The 20,938-nt window shown below is 60.2% G+C and carries 15 protein-coding genes and 1 other RNA gene; 10 read left to right on the plus strand and 6 right to left on the minus strand.

Features of this window, described 5'->3' with window-relative positions:
- The first annotated feature begins 29 nt into the window (after nucleotides 1-29).
- From ABIB44_RS15955 to ABIB44_RS15970, 4 genes are all read left to right on the plus strand, one after another.
- Nucleotides 30-1,289 carry a TolC family protein gene (locus ABIB44_RS15955; protein WP_354585662.1) on the plus strand — a complete coding sequence of 420 codons (1,260 nt, stop codon included), beginning with the start codon at nucleotides 30-32 and terminating at the stop codon, nucleotides 1,287-1,289.
- On the plus strand, nucleotides 1,267-2,682 hold the full coding sequence (locus ABIB44_RS15960) for a heavy metal-binding domain-containing protein (RefSeq protein ID WP_354585663.1): 1,416 nt from the start codon (nucleotides 1,267-1,269) through the stop codon (nucleotides 2,680-2,682). Before ABIB44_RS15955 ends, ABIB44_RS15960 begins: the two co-directional genes overlap by 23 nt.
- Nucleotides 2,683-2,704: 22 nt before the next feature.
- Nucleotides 2,705-4,249 carry a heavy metal-binding domain-containing protein gene (locus ABIB44_RS15965; RefSeq protein WP_354585841.1) on the plus strand — a complete coding sequence of 515 codons (1,545 nt, stop codon included), beginning with the start codon at nucleotides 2,705-2,707 and terminating at the stop codon, nucleotides 4,247-4,249.
- A gap of 80 nt (nucleotides 4,250-4,329) precedes the next feature.
- Nucleotides 4,330-4,572 (plus strand): heavy metal-binding domain-containing protein, encoded by a 243-nt coding sequence (locus ABIB44_RS15970; RefSeq protein ID WP_354585664.1) that lies wholly within the window; start codon nucleotides 4,330-4,332, stop codon nucleotides 4,570-4,572.
- 189 nt (nucleotides 4,573-4,761) lie between these two features.
- Here the strand turns inward: ABIB44_RS15970 and ABIB44_RS15975 are convergent, their stop codons facing one another.
- A complete protein-coding gene (locus tag ABIB44_RS15975; RefSeq protein ID WP_354585665.1) occupies nucleotides 4,762-5,439 on the minus strand; it encodes an IS1595 family transposase in 678 nt (225 codons plus the stop codon).
- Nucleotides 5,440-5,523: 84 nt separating this feature from the next.
- Between ABIB44_RS15975 and ABIB44_RS15980 the strand changes: the two genes are divergently transcribed.
- A complete protein-coding gene (locus ABIB44_RS15980; RefSeq protein WP_354585666.1) occupies nucleotides 5,524-6,651 on the plus strand; it encodes a multicopper oxidase domain-containing protein in 1,128 nt (375 codons plus the stop codon).
- A gap of 213 nt (nucleotides 6,652-6,864) precedes the next feature.
- Here ABIB44_RS15980 and ssrA read toward each other — a convergent pair.
- Nucleotides 6,865-7,237, minus strand: a transfer-messenger RNA (tmRNA) gene (ssrA, locus tag ABIB44_RS15985).
- 324 nt (nucleotides 7,238-7,561) lie between these two features.
- Between ssrA and ABIB44_RS15990 the strand changes: the two genes are divergently transcribed.
- From ABIB44_RS15990 to ABIB44_RS16005, 4 genes are all read left to right on the plus strand, one after another.
- A complete protein-coding gene (locus tag ABIB44_RS15990) occupies nucleotides 7,562-9,724 on the plus strand; it encodes a DNA polymerase III subunit gamma/tau (RefSeq protein WP_354585667.1) in 2,163 nt (720 codons plus the stop codon).
- 313 nt (nucleotides 9,725-10,037) lie between these two features.
- Nucleotides 10,038-13,094, plus strand: coding sequence for a M16 family metallopeptidase (locus tag ABIB44_RS15995; protein ID WP_354585668.1), 3,057 nt, complete (start codon nucleotides 10,038-10,040; stop codon nucleotides 13,092-13,094).
- A gap of 135 nt (nucleotides 13,095-13,229) precedes the next feature.
- Complete coding sequence (gene icd / locus ABIB44_RS16000; RefSeq protein ID WP_354585669.1) at nucleotides 13,230-14,495, plus strand: NADP-dependent isocitrate dehydrogenase; 1,266 nt, start codon at nucleotides 13,230-13,232, stop codon at nucleotides 14,493-14,495.
- 242 nt (nucleotides 14,496-14,737) lie between these two features.
- Nucleotides 14,738-15,061, plus strand: a complete 324-nt coding sequence (locus ABIB44_RS16005) for a DUF2511 domain-containing protein (RefSeq protein WP_354585670.1) — start codon at nucleotides 14,738-14,740, stop codon at nucleotides 15,059-15,061.
- Between the two features lie 371 nt (nucleotides 15,062-15,432).
- Here ABIB44_RS16005 and ABIB44_RS16010 read toward each other — a convergent pair whose 3' ends face one another.
- A complete protein-coding gene (locus tag ABIB44_RS16010) occupies nucleotides 15,433-16,230 on the minus strand; it encodes a DUF4468 domain-containing protein (protein ID WP_354585671.1) in 798 nt (265 codons plus the stop codon).
- A gap of 96 nt (nucleotides 16,231-16,326) precedes the next feature.
- Entirely contained in the window at nucleotides 16,327-17,733 is a 1,407-nt protein-coding gene (locus ABIB44_RS16015) for a mercuric reductase (RefSeq protein WP_354585672.1), read from the minus strand.
- Between the two features lie 152 nt (nucleotides 17,734-17,885).
- On the opposite strand from ABIB44_RS16015, the gene ABIB44_RS16020 reads away from it, so the two are divergent.
- Entirely contained in the window at nucleotides 17,886-18,620 is a 735-nt protein-coding gene (locus tag ABIB44_RS16020; RefSeq protein WP_354585673.1) for a hypothetical protein, read from the plus strand.
- Between the two features lie 21 nt (nucleotides 18,621-18,641).
- On the opposite strand, the gene ABIB44_RS16025 is transcribed toward ABIB44_RS16020, so the two are convergent.
- Together ABIB44_RS16025 and ABIB44_RS16030 are read right to left on the minus strand one after the other, a co-directional pair.
- Entirely contained in the window at nucleotides 18,642-19,778 is a 1,137-nt protein-coding gene (locus tag ABIB44_RS16025) for a hypothetical protein (RefSeq protein WP_354585674.1), read from the minus strand.
- 321 nt (nucleotides 19,779-20,099) lie between these two features.
- Nucleotides 20,100-20,885, minus strand: a complete 786-nt coding sequence (locus ABIB44_RS16030) for a hypothetical protein (protein WP_354585675.1) — start codon at nucleotides 20,883-20,885, stop codon at nucleotides 20,100-20,102.
- Nucleotides 20,886-20,938 lie beyond the last annotated feature (53 nt).

The following is a 20,938-nucleotide window of genomic DNA, read 5'->3' on the forward strand; positions in this document are numbered from 1 at the left end:
TTTTGGATAAAATCCAGGCAATGAAACGCATGAAACACCTCCTGAAACTACTAGCCTTGGTGCCGCTGCTGGTTCTGCTGCGGCTGCCTGCGGCTGCCCAGCAGCCCCTGCTGCCGCTCGATTCCGTGCTGCGCAATGTGCGGCAGGCCAACCCCACCCTGCGCCAGTACGACGCCCGCGCCCGGGCCAAAGACGCCGCCGTGGCCGGGGCCGCCACCTGGGAGCCGCCCAAGGTCAGCGCCGGCTACTGGATGACGCCCTACAACCAGCGGCCCATTAAGGAGATGAACAACGGCCAGGGCATGGGCATGCAAATGGTGTCGGTGGAGCAGATGTTGCCCAACCGCGCCAAGCAGCGCGCCAAGCGCGACTACCTGGCCAGCCAGGCCGCCGTGGAGCAGGCCGACCAGGCCGCCAGCTTCAACGAGCTGCGCGCCCGGGCCCGCACGCTGTACTACGGCCGGGTGGTGCTGGAAAAGAAGCTGAAGGTGCTGGACGAAAGCTCCGAGTTGCTCGACTTCCTGCTGAAAATTGCCCAGGCCCGCTACCCCTACAACCAGACTACGCTGCCCAGCATCTATCAGGTGCAGGCGCGGGTGGCCCAGCATACCAACGACCACGCCCGCCTCTACGGCCAGCTGCGCCAGCACACCATCGGCCTGAACACCCTGATGGCCCGCAACCCCGAAGACGAATTTGCCGTGGATACGCTGCTCCCCATCGCGTTTGGCGGTCCGTACCCCGACACCGCCGCCCTAGCCGCCCGCCGCTCCGACGTGCGCCGCCTCGACCGCAGCCTGGCCGTAGTACGCCTCAGCCAGCAGGTGGAAGCTACCCGCCGCCGGCCCGATTACGGCCTGCGCTACGACCACATGAACGGCATTGGCAGCACCCCCAACCAATTTACCGTCATGGGCATGGTCACGCTGCCTTTCGCGCCGTGGGCGGCCCGCGAGTACAAGGCCAACACCGCCGCCCTGGGCTACGAGGCCCGGGCCGTGCAGCAGCAGCGCGCCAGCCTGCTCAACGACGCGGCCGGCCGCATCACCACCCTGCAATCGGACCTGCGGGTGCAACGCGAGCAGTTGCGCAGCTACGAGCAGGACCTGCTGCCCGCCCTGCGTAAAGCGTATCAGGTCACGCTGCTGGCCTACCAGCAGAACACCGCCCAGCTGCCCGCCGTGGTCGAAGCCCTCGATGCCTGGCTGATGGCCCGGCTGCAATACCTCGATACCCAATATGAAATGATGAACCTCCACGTGCGCTATGACCAGGAACTTGAGCAATAGCCCCCGCCGCCGCTATTGGCCCGCCCGGCTGCTAGCCCCGCTGCTGGCGCTGGCGCTGCTGGCCGGCTGCCACGGCCAGGCCCACGGCCCCGAGTCGCAGGCCCCCGCCCAGCCGGTGGCCAGCTCGGCGGCCATGCAGTACACCTGCCCCATGCACCCCCAGATTGTGCGCGAGGCCCCCGGCCAGTGCCCCATCTGCGGCATGGACCTGGTGCCCAAAGTGCTCAATAACGCCGCTGCCGCCGCCGCTCCCGCTGGCTTCGACCAGGTAAGCCAGGCCCCCAACGCCGCCGTGCTGGCGGCCGTGGCCACGGTGCACCCCGGTGCCGAGGGCTCGTCCGCCGACACGCTCACCTTACCCGGCGTGGTAGACTACGACCCGCGCCGCAGCCGGGCGGTGGCGGCCCGCTTTGGTGGCCGCATCGAGCAGTTGGCGGTACGCTTCAATTACCAGCCCGTGCGGCGGGGCCAGAAGCTACTCGAACTCTACAGCCCCGAGCTGGTGACGGCTGAACAGGAATATATTTTCCTGCTGACCAACGATGCCGGTAACCAGCCGCTGGTGAGCGGAGCCCGCCGCAAACTACTGCTGCTCGGCCTCACCGAAAGCCAGCTGCGGGACCTGGCCCGCACCCGTCGGGCGAGCTATCGGGTGGGTGTTTTCAGTCCCTACGATGGCTACGTGGTAGAAACACTGGCGACTAACGCACCAATTTCGGCTGCCACTGCCGCCGGAGGCATGAGTGCCAGTCCCGAAGCGGGTATGAGCGCCGGCGCACCCAGCGGGCCAGTAGGCAGTTCGGCCACCGACCCGGCGCAGCCCCAGGCGCTCACCCTCACGGAAGGGGCCTACGTGAGTACTGGCCAAACCCTGTTTCAGGTGGTAAACACCGACCAGGTGTGGGGCATTTTTCAGCCCACGCCGGCCGAGCTGGGCCGGCTGCGGCCCGGCCAGCAGCTGCGCGTAGTGGCCGAAGGCACCAGCCTGCCGCCCCGCACCGCCCGCCTCGATTTGGTAGAGCCCGAGTTCCGCGCCGGGGCCAGCGTGGCGGCCGTGCGGGTGTACCTGCCCAACCCGCAAGGCCGGCTGCGGCGCGGCCAGCGCCTAACCGGCCAGCTGGTGTCCACCACTGCTCCGGCCGCAGCCGGGAGCTTCTGGCTGCCCCGCGCCGCCGTGGTGGACCTGGGAACCCGGCAGGTGGCCTTCGTGCGGCGCGGGGCCACGTTCGTGCCAGTGGCCGTGCAGGTGGGCCAGCGCACCGCCAGCCAGGTGCAGGTGCAGCGCGGTCTTACCGGCTCCGACGAAGTGGCCGCCAATGGCCAGTACCTCATCGACAGCGAAGGGTTTATTCAAACCTCCGCCAACGCTGCTAACTCGACAACCCATGAGTAACGCATTTAGCAGTAGCATTCTAATGTTAAACGGCCGGCACTATACAGCGTCAGGCTCCCCGCTCTGCGGGAAAGGGGCCGGGGGTGAGGTGACCCAGCCGCGCCGCCGCACCTTACAACTGCTAGTCATATTACTGATAACGCTGATAACCGTCGGCTGCCAAAAAACCAAACCGGATACAGCCACCACGACTACCACTGCCGCCTACTACACTTGCCCAATGCACCCGCAAATCCACGCCGAGGCGCCGGGCGACTGCCCCATCTGCCACATGCACCTGGTGGCAGTGCAGCCGCCCGCCGCTCAGGAGAAGCCGGCGGCCGTGGCCTCCGCCGTCTACACCTGCCCCATGCATTCGCAGGTGCGCGAAAAGCAGCCCGGTAGCTGCCCCATCTGCGGCATGGACTTGGTGAAGACCTCGGGTCGCCCCGCGGCTCAAAAGATGACCGCCGCCGAAATGGCCGCCATGCCCGGTGGCCCGGCCGCTGGTGCCGACCTCGTGCTCACGGCCCAGCAGGTAACGTTGGGCAATATTCAAACCCAGCTGATTGGAAACAGCGCCGGGAGTGGCAGCGCCCAGGGTGGCGCAGCCGCTCCGGCTACCCCCGCGCCAACGGCTGTGCTCACGGGCACCATCACGGCCAACGCCCGGCGCACCGAGAGCATCAGCAGCCGGGTGATGGGCCGGGTCGAGAAGCTCTACGTGCGCCAGACCGGGCAGCTGCTGCGCCAGGGTGCGCCGCTGTTCGCCATATACAGCGAGGAGCTGCAAACCCTGCAGCGCGAGTACCTGCTGGCCCTGGCCCAGGACCTGTTGGTGGCCGACCCCACCTACCGCCACTTCGCCGAAGCCACTGCCCAGAAGCTGCGCCTGCTGGGCGTGTCGGGCGCGCAACTGCGGCAGCTGGCCCGCAGTGGCAAGCCCAACCCGCTGGTGACCTACTACAGCCCGCGCTCCGGTACGGTGCAAACCCTGGCTGTGGTGCAGGGCCAGTACGTGGCCGAAGGTTCCCCCATCCTCACCCTCACCGACCTGAGCAGCGTGTGGGTGGAAGCCCAGCTCTACCCCGCCCAAGCCAACCGGCTGCCCCTGGGCCAGTCGGTGGCCGTGCAGGTACCGGGCCAAGCCAACCCGGTGCGGGGCAAAGTCGTATTCCTGAGCCCGGAGCTGAGTGGCAGCAGCCAGCTGACGCTGGCCCGCATCGAGGTGCCCAATCCCGCCGGCCGCCTCCAGCCCGGGGCCCAGGCCAACGTGTTGCTCAATGCCCTGCGGGCGGCCCCTACCACCCGCACCGCAGCTTCTGCTGCCGCGGAAGCGGTGCTTCACGTGCCCCCGGCCGCGGTTATTCACAACGGGGCCGTAAGCTACGTGTGGAAGCAAACCGGTGAGCGGCAGTTTCGGCGGGTGCGGGTGCGCCTCGGCGAGGGCACCAGCACCGCGGTGCCGGTGCTGGCGGGCCTGCAGGCCGGCGACGCGGTGGTGACCACCGGGGCCTACCTGCTGGAAAGCGAATTCACCCTGCGCCAGGGCGCCGGCGACGACCACATGAGCGGCATGGCCATGTAGTTCCTTCAATAATTTTGACTCCGTTTTGGGCTGCGGTTCAGCCCTTTTATTTTTCTCATTTTCCTTTTTTAACAACCCTCATGAAAAAGCTTCTCACCTACAGCCTGGCCCTGGCCAGCCTCACCTTCGCCACCAGCTGCTCCGATAACAAGAGCACCACCGAAACTACCACGACTACCCCCGCCACCACGGCCGCCGCCGACAGCACGGCCGCTCCCGCTGGCACGGCTACCCAATACACCTGCCCCATGCACCCCGAAGTAGTGGCCGACCAGCCCGGCAAATGCCCCAAGTGCGGCATGGACCTGATAGTGAAAAAATAACCAACCCTGGGCCGACTATATCTCGTACCCTTATATCGTAAATAAATTAATAGCCAGCATTGGACAATAAATATAAGGTATTTAATAATCTAAAATTCAATTGTTTAGATAAATTATTTATACCTGTTGCTTACTGCCTTTGCTTGATGATTCACCATAATAATTAAGGGGCTTAGGAAGCAAACCGGTTTACAGGGGCAGTTGACGAAGTAATTTAAGGAGCAATTTATAGAGGTCCTCGTAGCGATGATTGAAGCGAAATTCGGACTCTTTCAGATGCAGCAAAAAGGTGTGTTTGGGCACGCCCTTGAACTGCTGGAGACGGGCTTTGGCGAAGCTCCAGAAGGACTCGATGCCGTTGATATGCGAGGCCCCTTGCACAAACTCGTCCTGGCCGTGGCGAACGCGGAAGTGGCGGTCGAAGCCCACGTCCACCAGCCCGTCGTAGCCGCGCCAGCCATCGGTGTTGACCATGGCCGAGACGTCAATTTTACCGCGAATAATGGCTTGCAGCGTCTTTTTCGAGCAGTCGGGGACGATTTCCGTGTAGACTTGGCCGCCGCGTTTGAACAGGCCAAAGACGATGGTTTTGCCGCTGGCTCCGTGACCCCGCTTGCCACGTACGCGCCGCGGGCCGAAGTAGCTTTCGTCGAGCTCGACGGCCCCGGCTAGCTCGGCCGGCACGGGGTTCCACGCCAGAAATCGGTGGCGCAACCGCAGGTAGAGCGCATTGACGGCGCGGATGCTCAGCCCTGTGAGCCGAGCCGCGTCCGAGGCGGTCAAATCCAGGGCAAAGAGCCGCAGCAAGTAGCGAAATTTGACCTCCGAAAGTTTGCTGCACTTATAGTAGCGGTTAGTGGGTTGCATAACAAGAAGTTACGCCCCTATTCCTGATTTTTGCTTCCTAAGCCCCTAATTAATTCCATTTTCAACCTTCTTTTCGCTTATTTTATGACACTACCTTTCTCCCGTCTGGCCCTGTGTGCCGGTTTGCTGCTGGCGTTGGCCGGCTGTAAAAAAGACAACAATGATACCCCCGCGCCGGGGCCGCCGGCGCAAACCCGCACCTACTACATTGCCTCCGAAGAGGGCGTGTGGGACTACGTATCGGAAGCCCGCAATGTGTTTCTGGGTCGGCCCTTCAACAAGATGGATTCGGTGTTCGCCGTCAATATCCCCAGTGGGCCTACCCCGCGCATCGGCCGGCGTTACCTCAAGGCCCGTTTCGTGGAGTACACCGATGCCAGCTTTTCTACGCCCAAAGCCGTTCAGCCGGAATGGACCCACTTGGGCATTCTCGGGCCGGTAATCCGGGCCGTGGTGGGCGATTCGGTGCACGTCGTCCTGAAAAACCGCACCTCTATCACCACCAGCATCCACGTGCACGGCCTCCTGTATGGCAAGGCCTCGGAAGGCTCCATGAATTCCTCGACCGACTCCAACGGCATCGTGCAGCCCGGCGGCACCCACCTCTACCGCTTCTTCGCCCGCGAGCGCTCGGGGCCGGGGCCCAACGAAGGCAGTTCGGCCGTGTGGGTATATCACTCGGGAGTTAATAACACCCAAACCGACCTCAATGCGGGCATGGTGGGAGCTATTGTGGTGACGCGGCGCGATAAGGCCAACGCCGATGCTACGCCCAACGACGTGGACCGGGAAATTGTGACGCTCTACAACATCTTCGACGAGAACCTGAGTCCCTACCTGCCCCGCAACCTCGCCACGTACCTGCCGGGTGTTCCCAAGCCGATGACCGATGATTTCATGATGAGCAACAAGATGCACAGCATCAACGGCTATATTATGGGCAGCCACAACGCCGGTCTCACCATGAAGAAGGGCCAGCGGGTGCGCTGGTACGTGATGGGCTTCGGCGATGTGCAGGGCGTGCACACCGCGCACTGGCACGGCAACGTGAGCATCATGAGCCAGCGCACCACCGACGTGATTGAGATATTGCCCGCCGTGGCCGTGGTGGCCGACATGGTACCCGACGATGTGGGCCAGTGGGCCTACCACTGCCACGTGAGCAACCACGCGGCGGCCGGCATGGACACTTTCTATACGGTAACGCCTTAGCGGCAATTGACTTGCGAAACGAATTAGCGAAAGCGGGGGCCGTATAGGTCTCCGCTTTTTTCGTTTCCGGCTTCGTGGCTTACTATCTGCGGAGCCTGCCACACTGGTTTGCTGCCAGTACCATTAGCTAGGCTGACCGGAAAAACGGCGCATCCCCTAACGCGGCCTCCCAGAAACCGAAAAACCCCGTCTGCACCAGGCAGACGGGGTTTAAAGTGGAGATGCAGGGATTCGAACCCTGGTCCAGACAAGGAAATCAACGTGCTTTCTACGTGCGTATCCAGACTTGAATTTTCGAAGAATCTCAGGCGTCAGTCAGGCCCTTGAGATTCCCTTATCTGCAGTTGAGTTTCACCTCCGAATCACAGTTCTTCGAAGGCTATTTTCTACTTACGACGCGCCGAACTCCCAGGTGTAGAAACTTACCCGGGCGGCACGATGGCAATTACCTAATTCTGAACTAGGCAGCCATGGCGTACGAATAGTCGCCAGTTGATTGTTGATAGATTTTTTGACAGGAGAGCTTCCATCAACTCCTGGCACGCTTACCCGCAATTTGCGCAAGCTGTCAATTCCGGTCATCCCCAAATGGTAAAGAACGAGTCCCGCATGACTGGTTAAGGCCAGACGGGCCGCGAAGGTACGCGGTGAAGTTGAAACGATGGGGGAGGAGGGAAGGTTTCCAGCGGTTTGGGTGTTTGTGTATGGGTGCAGACAAGATAAAAAGAACGTCATGCTGAGCTTGTCGAAGCATCTCTACCGCTTCGTTGCAAGCAGTGAATTAGTTACGCGGTAGAGATGCTTCGACTATGCTCAGCATGACGTTTTGGTAATGTTCTGGCTGACCCAAAGCTCACCTCATTCCGCTTCCAAAGCCGCCCATTTCTGGGTAACTTTGTAGATAGAACTTATGGATAATTTCGTCGTTTCGGCCCGCAAGTACCGCCCAGTCACGTTTCGCAGCGTGGTGGGGCAGCAGCACGTCACCACCACGCTGCAAAATGCCATTCAGAGCCAGCACCTGGCCCAGGCGTTTCTGTTTTGCGGCCCGCGCGGGGTTGGCAAGACCACCTGCGCCCGCATCCTGGCCAAAACCATCAACTGCACCAACCTCAGTCCCGAAACGGAGGCCTGCGGGCAGTGCGCCTCCTGCGTGGCCTTCCAGGAAAACGCCTCTTTCAACGTGCACGAGCTGGATGCGGCCTCCAACAACTCGGTCGAAGACATCCGCTCGCTGGTGGAGCAGGTGCGCTACGCCCCGCAGGCCGGCAAATACAAAATCTACATCATCGACGAGGTGCACATGCTCTCGAACGCGGCCTTCAACGCCTTCCTGAAGACGCTGGAGGAGCCGCCGAGCTACGCCATTTTCATTCTGGCCACCACAGAGCGCCATAAGATTATCCCCACCATCCTGTCGCGCTGCCAGATTTTCGATTTCAGCCGCATCAAGGTGGACGACATGCGCCAGCACCTGCGCTACGTGGCCACCCAGGAAGGCATCACGGCCGAAGACGACGCCCTGCACTTGCTGGCCCAAAAGGCCGACGGCGGCCTGCGCGACGCCCTGTCGATGTTCGACCAGATGGTCACGTTCGGCGGCAACAACCTCACCTACAAAGAGGTGGTGCAAAACCTGCACATTCTCGACTACGACTACTACTTCCGCCTCGTTGACGGCCTGCTGACTGAAAATCTCTCGGCCGCGCTTCTCCTGCTCGATGAAGTGATGCAGAACGGCTTCGACCTGCACAATTTCGTGGTGGGCACCGCCGAGCACCTGCGCGGCCTACTCGTGTGTAAAGATGCCGTGACGGTGCAGCTGCTGGAAGTATCCGACGGCATCAGGCAACAGTACGTGGCGCAGGCCCAGGCCGCGCCGCTGGCCTTCCTGCTTTCGGCCCTTAACCTCATCAGCCAGTGCGACCGCGAGTTCAAGCAGGCCAAAAACCAGCGCCTGCACGTCGAGCTAGCCCTGATGAAACTGGCCTATCTGAACGGGGCCGTACAGTTCGTCCGCGAATTGAGTCCCGCCAACCAAGGGTCATCGTCAGATAATGGCGAGGCTAAAAAAAAAACTAGTAGCCTAAGCGACGGCGAAGCTTCGGCGGCAGCTGTACCAAACAACCATGGTAGCAGCATTGGTAACGGCGGTAGTACCGGCAACGGCAACTATGGTGGAAGCACCAACGGCCACGCCCAACCCGCGCCGGTAGCCCCATCAGCAGCGGTAACTTCAGCTACTCCAGCCCCGGCCGCTTCTTACGCGGCCCCGGCAGCCTATGCCACCGAGTCGCCGGCAGCGCCTTACACCGCTGCGCCGCGTCCGGCCGCCGCGCCCGCGCCGCTGCCCATGCCTCCTGGTGCGCCCGTAGCCACCGGCCCCGCCCCGGCCGATGGGCCCGAGCCGCTGCCCGTCGAAAATGGCGTGGAGGAGCTGCACGACACGCCCAGCATCGAGGATGACCCGGCTGCCGCCATCACCGAGCGCCACCAGATGCGCGATACGCTGCCGCACGTTGAAATCGGCGTGCCCAGCTTCGAGGGCATCGAGCCGACGCCGCGCGCCACGCCGCAGGCCGCGTTCGCCAAAATCCCCAGCCTGGCCAGCAAGCTGCCCAGCCTCAAGAATATGAGCGCCCGCGCGGCCGCCGGCACAGCCGCTGCTGCCTCGGCCGAGCCTGCCGCCACCAGCGGCCCGGTAGCACCCACCGACCCTGCCGTGCTCCAGCGCGTGTGGCAGGAGCTGGCCGAAGAGCGCCGCGCTCAGGACCGCATGAGTGAATTCTGGGTGCTAAACCGGCCGGTGACGGCCAATGCCGAGCACCACATCGAGCTGGCAGTGGACAATCCCATTCAGGTCGACCAATTCAACGACCTGCGGGTGGAATTCCTGGCCGACCTGCGTCGCCGCACCGGCAACCCGCGCCTCAACGTGCAGCCGGTGGTAAATACCGCCGCGCCCACCGCCCGCAAGCTCTACACCTCGACCGACAAGTTCGAGTACCTGGCCGAGCGGTTCCCCGCCCTGCGTGAGGCCAAGCAGCGCCTGGGCCTGGAGGCGGAGTTCTAAGCGGCTGGTACCCAAAGAGCCAGGGTGTTGCCAAAACGCGATATTTCGCGTCTCATCGTCTGCGCCCTCCGAGCCAGCCTTTCGGCAGGGCGACTGGGCTTCTACCGCAAGGTTTAGAAAACCTTGCGTGGCCCGGAGCCGCTAAAGCAACCCGGTTGTTGAGGTAAAAGCAGTTCGCCTCATTACACGATTCCGCAAACGTTTGGGGAAAAGCAACTCGCTGAATGCGGAAGCCGGTTGTGGAGGTTACGACCTTGCAAGATAAGGTGAAATTTTGTTTTTTATTCCCCTATCAGCCAGCTACCTTTGTTTTTTGAAACCCCTATTGCACCCGCCCGCGCCCTTCGTGAAAAAGAATTTTCTGCTGTTGATTCCGGCCCTGGCGGTGTTGGGTGTTGCTACGCAATGTCAATCGAGTAAGCCGGTTGCAACTGCGATGGTTGCGCCCATCGCCGCGCCTGCTGCTGCCGCGGCGGCTCCCAAAGAATACCGCTACGAATCGGTGCCCGGCGACCCGTTGGGTGTCCGCATTTATAAGCTTGACAACGGCCTGACCGTTTACCTGTCCGACTACAAGGACGCGCCCCGTATTCAGACGTATCTGGCCGTGCGCGCCGGCTCGAAGAATGACCCCGCTGCCGCCACTGGCCTCGCGCACTACCTCGAGCACATGGTGTTCAAAGGTACTTCGCAGCTGGGCACGCAGGACTGGGCCAAGGAAAAGGTTGAATTGGATAAGATTGAGGCGCTGTACGAAACGTACCGCGGCCAGCGCAACGACCCCGCCGCCCGCAAGCGCACTTACCACCAGATTGACTCGATTTCGGGCGTGGCCGCCAAATATGCTGTGCCCAACGAGTACGACAAGGTGATGGGAGCCATCGGGGCGAAAGGCTCGAACGCGCACACTTCGAACGAGGAGACGGTTTACCAGGAAGACATCCCCAGCAACCAGCTGGAGAAGTGGGCGGCCATCCAGGCCGAGCGCCTGCGCGAGATGGTGCCGCGCCTGTTCCACACCGAGCTGGAGGCTGTGTACGAGGAGAAAAACCGGGGCCTCGATTCCGACTTCAACAAGGAATTCGAGGCGCTGAACGGCGCACTTTACCCCACGCACCCCTACGGCACGCAGACGACTATCGGTACGATTGAGCACCTGCAGAACCCGTCCATTACCGAGATTAAGAAATATTTCGGCCAGTACTACGTGCCCAACAACGTGGCCCTGTGCCTGAGCGGTGATTTGGATTTTGACCAGACCATTCGCACCATCGACAAGTATTTCGGCGCGATGCCGAGCAAGCCGGTGCCCGTTTTCAACGCGCCGGTAGAGGCCGCGCTGATGGCTCCAATTACCAAGGAGGTGGTGGGGCCGCAGTCGGAAAACGTGATGCTGGGCTTCCGCCTGCCGGGCAAGGCCTCGAAAGATGCCGTGCGGCTGCGCATGATGGATAAAATCCTGACCAACGGCCAGGCCGGCCTCATCGACCTCGACCTGAACCAGCGCCAGCAGGTGCTGGAAGCCGCTTCGTTCACCGACTTGAATGACGACTATTCCACCCACGTCATCTACGGTACGCCGCGCGCGGGGCAGAAGCTGGAAGACGTGAAGGGCCTGATGCTGGGCGAGCTGGCCAAGGTGAAAGCCGGCAACTTCCCCGACTGGCTGATTCCAGCCATCATCAACAACGAGAAGCTGACCCGCACCAAGAGCTACGAAAGCAACGAGGCCCGCGCCAGTGCCATGTACGAGGCCTTTATCGAGCGCATCGACTGGAAAGACTACCTGCAGCAGCAGAACGATTTCGGCACCATCACGAAGGCCGAAATCGTGAAATTTGCCAACGACAACTACGGCCCGAACTTCGTCACGGTCTTCAAGCGCACCGGCACCGACCCCAACAAGGTGAAGGTGGTGAAACCTGCTATCACGCCCGTGCCCGCCAACCGCGATGTGTCGTCGGCCTACTACAAACAGCTCACGGCGATGCCGAGCACGGAGTTGCAGCCGGTGTTTGTCGATTACAAAAAGGACATCCAGGAAACTGCCATCAAGCCCGGCCTGCCGCTGTACTACACGCACAACGCCGAAAACGGCCTGTTCAACTTGTACTACGTGTTCGACCTGGGCAATAACCAGGACCCGCGCTGGGGCCTGGCCGCCGACTACCTGCAATACCTCGGCGCGGGCCAGTACACCGCCGCGCAGCTGCAGCAGGAATTCTACAAGCTGGGCTGCTCGTTCAGCGTGAATAGCGGAGCCGACCGCACGTTCGTCACCCTCAACGGCCTCGATACCAACCTAGAGCCCGCCCTGAAGCTGTTCGAACAGCTGTTGAAAGCACCCAAGCCCGATGCCGCCGCCCTGAAAAACATGGTGGCCGGCGTCCTCAAGCAGCGCCAGGATGCCAAGCTCGAAAAGCGCGTCATTCTGAACTCGGCGATGGTGAACTACGTGAAGTACGGCTCGAAAAACCCCTTCACGAATATCCTGAGCGAGAAAGAGCTTAAGGCGCTGAAGCCGGAGCAGCTCACGAGCCTCATTCAGAAGCTGACCTCTTACCAGCATCGGGTGCTGTACTATGGGCCGCGGCGGTTAGAAGGCTTGCATGCTTACACAGTAACAGGGACTCATATTAACGACCCTGGGATTGTCAATCCAATAATTCGCCTTCATAAAACCCCCGCCAAGCTCCTGCCCGCACCCGCTGCCAAAGACTTCGCCGAACAGCCGATGAAGGACAAGAAGGTGTATTGGGTGGACTACAACATGGTGCAGGCCGAAATCCTGTTTCTGACCAAAGGCGACCTGTACAGCAAGGAGCTAGTGCCCACCGTGGCGCTCTACAACGAGTATTTCGGCGGTGGCATGGGCAGCATTGTATTTCAGGATTTGCGCGAGAGTAAGGCTTTGGCTTATTCCGCGTATTCTGGGTATAGCAACGCCGACAAGCTGGGCCGCTCCAACTACAACCTGAGCTACATCGGCACCCAAAGCGACAAGCTGCCGGAAGCCATGGCCGGCATGGAAGCCCTCCTCACCGACATGCCCGTGGCCGAGGCCAATCTTGAAATCGCCAAAAACGCCATCCGCAACAGCATCAGCACTGAGCGCATCACCAAGGGCAATATTTTGATGAGCTACGAGCGCGCCAAGCGCCTCGGCCTCGACTACGACCTGCGCCGCGATGTGTACGCCAGCACCCAGAAAATGAATTTCGACGAGCTGAAGAAGTTTCAGCTAGCCAAGATTCGCGGACAAAATCAGGTTATTCTGGTTATTGGCTCGAAGGACCGGCTCAATTTCAAGGAGCTGGCCAAGTACGGCCAGGTGCAGCAGCTCACGCTGAAGGAGATTTTCGGGTACTAGTTACCGATTGACCTGCTGAGTGCAGCGAAGCACCTTATCCCGCTTGCAATCAGCTGAATTATTCCCCACGACCCTGGCGCGATAAGGTCTTTCGCTGCGCTCAGGATGACAGACTTACATAAACGAACACCCCACATGGCAGAGCAAAAAATCACCATTAAAAACGGCAAGCTGACCGTCCCGGACAAACCCACCATTCCCTTTATTGAGGGCGACGGCACGGGGCCGGACATCTGGCGGGCTTCCAAGCTGGTGTTCGACGCGGCGGTGGAGAAAGCTTACGGCGGCAAAAAGCAGCTGATGTGGAAGGAAGTGCTGGCTGGTGAGAAAGCCTATAAAGCCACCACCAACTGGCTGCCCACCGAAACCCTCGACGCCTTTCGCGAATACCTCGTGGGCATCAAAGGACCCCTCACGACGCCCGTGGGCGGCGGCATTCGCTCCCTCAACGTGGCCCTGCGCCAGGAGCTGGACCTGTATGCATGCCTGCGCCCCGTGCGCTACTACGAGGGCGTGCCCTCGCCCGTAAAGCACCCGGAGCTGACCGACATGGTCATTTTTCGCGAGAACACGGAGGACATCTACGCCGGCATCGAGTATATGAATGGGACGCCCCAGGCCCAGAAAATGCTCGAATTCCTGCAGGACGAGATGGGCGTGAAGAAAATCCGCTTCCCCGAGTCGTCCTCGTTCGGCATCAAGCCGGTGAGCAAGGAAGGCACCGAGCGCCTCGTGCGCGCCGCCATCAAGTACGCGCTGGAACACAAGAAGCCTTCGGTGACTATTGTGCACAAGGGCAACATCATGAAGTTCACCGAAGGGGCCTTCAAAACCTGGGGCTACGAGTTAGCCGAAAAGGAGTTTAGCAGCAAGGTATTCACCTGGGCCCAGTACGATAAAATCGTGGCCAAGCAGGGGGTGCAGGTAGCCGACGCGCTGCAAAAGCAGGCCGTGGACCAAGGCAAGCTCATCATCAAGGACAGCATCGCCGATGCCTTCCTGCAGCAGATTCTGCTGCGTCCCGCCGAATACTCGGTAGTGGCTACGCTGAACCTGAACGGCGACTACATCTCCGACGCGCTGGCCGCCATCGTGGGCGGCATTGGCATCGCGCCGGGGGCCAACATCAACTACGTTACCGGGCACGCCATCTTCGAAGCCACCCACGGCACGGCCCCCAAATACGCCAACCAGGACAAGGTAAACCCTGGCTCGGTTATCCTTTCCGGCGTAATGATGCTCGAATACATGGGCTGGAAAGAGGCCGCCGCTCTCATCAACAAAGGCCTTGAAGCCGCCATCGCCAGCAAGCGCGTGACCTACGACTTCGAACGCCAGATGGAAGGGGCCACCCTGCTCAAAACGAGCGAATTCGGTCAGGAAATTATCAAAAATATGTAGTAGCTTGGCTACTCCCTAAGTACCCACAGAAACCCCCGCGTCGGCTTTGGCTGGCGCGGGGGTTTTGGCTTTTGGAGATGAAACTGATTAGAAAGTCGTCATGCTGAGCTTGTCGAAGCATCTCTGCCGCGTAACTAATTCAACCTAAGCAACGAAGCGGTAGAGATGCTTCGATAAGCTCAGCATGACGTGCTTCTGACTTCCTAAATAGCCTTCGATATTAAATCTGGCGTTTGCGAATTATGAGGAAGATTAATTTTGGATGCCTCGTAATTTTTACCATTCTGCTCCTCGCTTGTAAAAGCAGATTGCAAACAAGTAGTGAAGATGGAGAGCTAATCACGAAAGCAAAATATGGAAGAGCTTGGCCTTTTAGAACTGATAGTTTACGGTTATTCTGCGGAGTTGAAAAGGAGGCAGATATTTATGTTGAGCGGAAGGGAAATATCTATGCTCTCAATAGTAAAGCAAGTGATATGGCAGATTCAGAAGAAGTTGACGCATTTAGACCGTGGGTTATTTTAATGAAATCCCGGATAGTATTCAGTGGCAAACATTCCAATTAATACAAAAAATTGCATTGGAACAACGATTGACTAAATCTCTGAAGCGTAATTGATAATTGGGTAACCTCAACTGGCGTGCCTGCAACGCGCTGCCCACTGACAACGAGCCTGCGGCTCGGGTCCTGCGCTGGTAGCAAACAACCTTCGGCACTTTCGCAGCCCTCAGCGTAATTTGGTAAACGACCACCCGTTCGCGTCGTTGGTATCAGCTAGGCCGCCATCGTGCCAGTGGGCGACTTGAAAAATCGTGGGATGATGTGTCGCGAGTTTCAGCGGGCTGAACTCGCGCCATTTCGCTACAATTACGACAGTAGAAAAAAGGGCACCCGCGCCAAGCGGGTGCCCTTTTTTGGCTTCATACGCAGGCCCGCCTACGAGCCCACCGGCTTGTCGAGGGCTGTGCGCAGCTGCTGCTGCACCTGCTGCGCCACCCGAAACAGCTCCGCCTTGTACTGCCGGATAACCGCCCGCTGCTTGCCATTGAACCTGGTATCGAACACGACCTTTTCGGCCGCAAACCCCGTGTTGCCGCTGTAGCTGCCCAGGTAGGCACCGAAGCCGAAGGTGCTAATGGCGTAGCGGTAGCTGCCATCGCGGCAGGTGATTTGAATGGTGTAGTCGAGGCGGTGCAGGCTGGGCTCGGGGGCGTGAATGAACACCTCCGAAAAAGCCTTGCCTACGAGTGCGCCAGTGGCCGCATCCTGCACCTGCAGCACCTCCTCGGTGCGGAAATTGGTAGCGAACCACACCTTGGCACGGCCCATCAGCTCGGCCTGCGAGCTACCGGGCACGGCCGCCTCGCCCACGTAGCGAATGAGGCCGGTAGTGGCATCGCGCGGCACGGCCACCGAGTCCGGAATTTCCTGCAGGTCGTCGGGAAGTGTAACGAACTGCCGGCGCATGGAATAATCCTTGTATTTGTGCACCACCTGCACCCAGCGCCGGCCCACCCCGGTTACCCGCACCCGCTCGCCCTGCACCAGGTGCAGCACGGCATTGGTGGTGTCGCCGGCCAGGTAGAGGGGCACATATTGGCCCGTAATTGCGTAGAGTCCGCTAAAAGGGGCCAGGCGGTCGTGGCCCACGTAAGCGGGGACCAGGTTGGTTGCCTGGGCCGCAACGCGGCTGTGGCAGGCAATAAGCAGCAGGAGTAGCCAAAGATATTTCATCAGAAAAAAGGAGTAGAAGGTGGAAAGAACCCGCCTACGGCAGGACCAGTCGCTAAGCTATTCGCTGTTATCTGTTCGTTGCGTGAATCCCCCGATTCACTCCCCGGGCTTCAATCGTTGGAAGGCATTGTTCAGCACCTCGGCCCAGGTAGGGTGGGCCAGAATCATGTTTTGCAGCTCTTGGTAGCGCAGCTTGCCCGCCATTGCCAGCTGAAACATGGTCATGATTTCGCCACCCTGCTCGCAGAACACGGCCGCGCCCAGCAGCCGGTCGTCGTCACCCACCAGCACTTCCACGAAACCCTCGGTTTCGCCCGTTTGCACGGCCCGGCCGATGGTGCGGGCCGGCAGCCGGCTCACGCGGTAAGGAATACCTTTTTCTTTGGCCTGGTTCTTCGAAAGCCCGATGCGGCCCAACTGCGGTTCGGTGAATACTACGTAGGGCATGGGCCGGTCGTCGGTGGTGCGCTGGCCGTGGTGCAACAGCGCATCGCGCACAATGCGGTAGTCGTCGTAGGCAATGTGGGTAAACTGTGGGCCGCCCTTCACATCGCCCAGCGCATACACGCCACGCGTGCCGGTTTGCAGGTGCTCGTTCGCTTCGATATAGCCCTTTTTATTGAGCGTAATGCTGGTGTTTTCGAGGCCGAGGTCGGCGGTGTTGGGCTCGCGGCCCACGGCTACCAGCAGGTGGCTGCCGCGCAGGCGGCGCTCGCCGTCCGGGGTATCCACGGTGAGGGTGAGGTGGCCGTCGGCGGCGCGGGACACGCGGCGGGCCGTGGCCCCGAGCACCAGCTCTACACCGGCCGCCGTGAGGCACTCTTCGAGCGGGTGGCTCACGTCGGGGTCTTCGCGGGCCATCAGGCGCGGCTTGGTGTCGACGATAGTCACACGGGTGCCCAGCCGCCGAAACATCTGCCCGAACTCGACCCCGATGTAGCTGCCCCCCAGAATGAGCAGATGCTCGGGCTGCTCGGTCATATCAAGCAGCAGCGAGTCGCTGGTGAGGTAGCCGCTTTCCTGCAGGCCCGGCAGGTCGGGCACGGCGGCCTTGGTACCGGTATTAATGAAGATAAGCGGGGCCGTGAGCAGCTGCTCGCCGCCGCCTTCGGCCAGCACCACCCGCAAGGTGTGGGGGGCCGTGAACCGCGCCCGCCCCCGAATAACGGTTATACCGTTGTGGGCCTCCGTAAGCTTGTGGTGCAGGCTGTCGCGCGAGTTTTGTCGCAGCGTTTGCATCCGCGTAATCACGGCCGCGAAGTCTACCACCGGCTCGGCGGCGATGATGCCCAGCGCACCAGCCGTTCGCACAAGGTGGGCCCGCTGGGCCGAAGCCAGCAGCGCTTTGGTAGGCGCGCACCCATAATTGATGCAGGAGCCGCCCAGGTGGTCGCTCTCGATGAAGCCTACGCGCCGGCCGGCATCGGCCAGGGCATAGGCCAGGGGCGTACCAGCTTGGCCGGCACCAACAATAAGGGCATCAAAGGAATCGGCAGCGGGCATAAAGCAGGGTAAGAAAACGTGGAGTAATCCTTACGGCTCGACTACGCTGGCGACTGATTTTGGCCAGCAAAAAGGGGCTAATTATTGCCCCGATACACGAAATTCGACTCTCTTCCGACCGCACAGCGGCCGCCAGTGCCGATACTTGCACCATGAAGTCATTCTTGCGTTTACTTTGGGGCCTGGGTCCTTTGGGGTTGTCGGGCTGTGCCTCGCTGTATTTTCCGCCGCCGCCGCACGCGCCCTTGCTCACCCATCAGGGCGAGTTTTACGGGGCCGTGAGCACCAATCAGCACACCAATTATGCCCTGCAAGGGGCCTACGGCCTTACCAACCACCTGGCGGTGGCCGGTACGTTTTCCTCGCTGCACCGCCGCAAATCCACCCGCACCGAAAACATCGACTTTGCCGAAGCCAGCCTCGGCTATTTCACCCGCCTGCCCGACAAGCGCGTGCTCGAAGTGTACGTGGGCGGCGGCGGCGGGGCCACCGAGCGTATTGAGCGCAACGACGCCCAGCAAACCACCCGCACCCTCGACGGCAGCCTCTCCAAAGTCTTCGCGCAAGTGAACTACGCCCGTAAAAAGCACGACAACCTTCACCTTTTCAACCGCGATTTCCCGCTCACCTACGGCGCGGCCCTGCGCATGAGCTATATGAAGCTCAATAACTTCACCATCAACGGCATGGCTGCCCCGGGCGAAAGTAATGTGTTCTTTGAGCCCATCACCTTCACCCGCACCCAGATTGCCGGCCCGGTGCAGCTGCAGCTCATTAGCGGCCAGATTTTTGGCTTCCGCAACAACGAGTTTCTTAAAGCTGCGAATTCAGTGTTTCAGGTGGGTATTGTCATCAACCTGGATAAGAATACGACCTTGGACGAATAAACGAAGCGGAATGACCTGATATCACCGGGCCTTGCTCTCAAAGAAAGCTTTCGCCGGCCGTTTAAATAGCCCGCTGGTGGTGCCCACGTACACCGTATCGCCCAACTGCTTAATATCGTTGATGGCGGCTTCGCCCATGCCGTCATTTTTGAGTTCGCGTATGCGGCCGGTGCCACCATTCCAGCGCAGCGAATAAAGTTGATTGAACGAATCAGTGTATCCTATCAGGCTATCGCCCAACACTTGAAATCTGCTACTGGACAAGAAGGATGGGGTGTTGGTGTAAGTAGTCCAGGTTTCGCCCGCGTCAGCCGAGACCAACAGCTTATCGCTAAAGGATTGCGCATACAATTTGCCTTGCCATGCATAAGCAGTCTTGACTGAACGTTCGGAGTCAACCAGCCGAACAGTGCCATTTTCCGTGACCTTGAAAAGGCCGCCGTCGGACTTGCTAACCAGAAAATAATCGTCAATAGCGGTGATTTGCGAGATGTAGGGATAGCTGGAGCCGGACAACGCGGACGTTGGGAAATCTATTATTTGCGACTGCAACTGCACGCGTTGGAACGCACCGGGCGTAAGCGTAATGCGGGCCAGTACCAAGCGCAGTACAGTGGTCCCAACCGCTGCTCCCGGGCGGCGGTAACTGAGCAATAGGTAGTTGTTTCTGTTGATGGCCGCAAACTGGGATTCCCTTCCGGACAAAGACTTCACTGTAACCCTATAGGTAATTGCCTGCGGGTCAAGCTTGTGTAGTCGAACATTGGCGCTATATTCTGGGTTAACTGCATCGGCATAAGGTGCCACGGTAACCACTGTGTCCGCAATTGGAAAGGCAACCACGGTAGCAGCCAAGGGGACTCTTATCGCGACATCTGAAGGCATTCGCCCGTTCAGGTTTTCGAAATAGGGCTGGGAGCGCACCCCTGGTGAAAGCTGGCTCAATATGCCGGGGGTATGCAGAAACAGGGAAGAGGCATCCTGTCCGATACCCAGGATGACTTTGCCAAAGCCAAGAAAGTGCCGGTCTTCCTTCCAGCTATACATTTTATCAACCTCTTTCAGCTGAATTTCAGTCTCTTTTTTGCAAGCGCTAAGACTCAGGATAATTGCTGCCAGCAACAACAAGCCAACGCGCCAGGATGGATGAAATGCCATAAGTCAATTAAGTAGATTGAGGGATGTGGAGGGCCTCAAAGATATCAACGTTACCATAAAAATGTGAGCTGTTACGTCAGGTCTTCGGGTGGGTGCCAAGAGCGCGCAGCGTGAGCTGGCGGGCTCTTGGCACCCACCCGTGTCGAGGCGAACGGTTGGGATAGGCGGAGCTAACGGCGTGGCAGCTGCTGGTCGGTTCGACTGGCCGTGGGAGGGCGCGGAAACGATGCAGCAAACAGCTGCCGCTATGACAGTGGCACTCGTGATAAATATTAGGAAAGGGTAGAAAGAGCGAACGCCCGCAACGCTAAAGCATTTGGATTATAATTCTCGCACCACCAGCTCCAGCCCCGTATTGCTGATGACGCACTGCGGGCATTGGGGGTAAGCAGCCAACCGCTGCACCCAGGCGGCTTTTTTGGGTCTGTAATCCCACGTTTGAGGCGGCAGTGCAGTACGGATATCGCGCACGCAGATGAAGTCCATTGCATTCACAATGCGCTGCCTACGCGGCGTGGCTGGGTTGCCCAATCGCACGTGCACGTACGCACGATGCTCACCGAAACCCTTACTGGCGAATACGGTATCGCCCAGGTAGCGATAGGGTGGTTTGGGCGCGCCTTCCGCTACTACAAATACCCCAGTGGCCGGCAGTGTCAGATGGTAGGCGCGCACGTCCAACGTCAGCACTCCGTTCTTGGCGCGGCGCACTTCGCGGTCGGTTACGGCAATGGGGGCGGGCAGCAGCGCCCGGGTAGAAGGGGCATGCGTACTGCCATCGGGCAGCAGCACGCTCACCAGCAGCATGCCCGTGTTGCTCTGGTTGTACTGCTTCGATACCAGTATCCGGATGCCGGTGAGGTCGTATTCGTGCGGCCCAGCCGGCGGCAGGTGCAGCACCGCCATTTTCACGCCCGGCGTAAGCGCCCGGATTGCAAGCTCGGGCCCCGGCGCGCTTGCCAGCGTGAGTACGCGAGTAGTGCCCATCACGGCCACTGTATCGAGGGTGGCGCGCAGGGGCGGTGGGGGCGGGGTGGTTTGGGCGTGGGTGGTAGCGGCCGCGCCGGCCAGCAGGGCACTGGCAAGAAGTTGTCGGTAAAATTTCATGCAGAAAAAAGGAGGAATCGGTGGCAAAGCTAGCCGGCCAGCCCACAAAAAAA

Source organism: Hymenobacter sp. UYCo722 (assembly GCF_040547115.1).
Taxonomy (GTDB): domain Bacteria; phylum Bacteroidota; class Bacteroidia; order Cytophagales; family Hymenobacteraceae; genus Hymenobacter.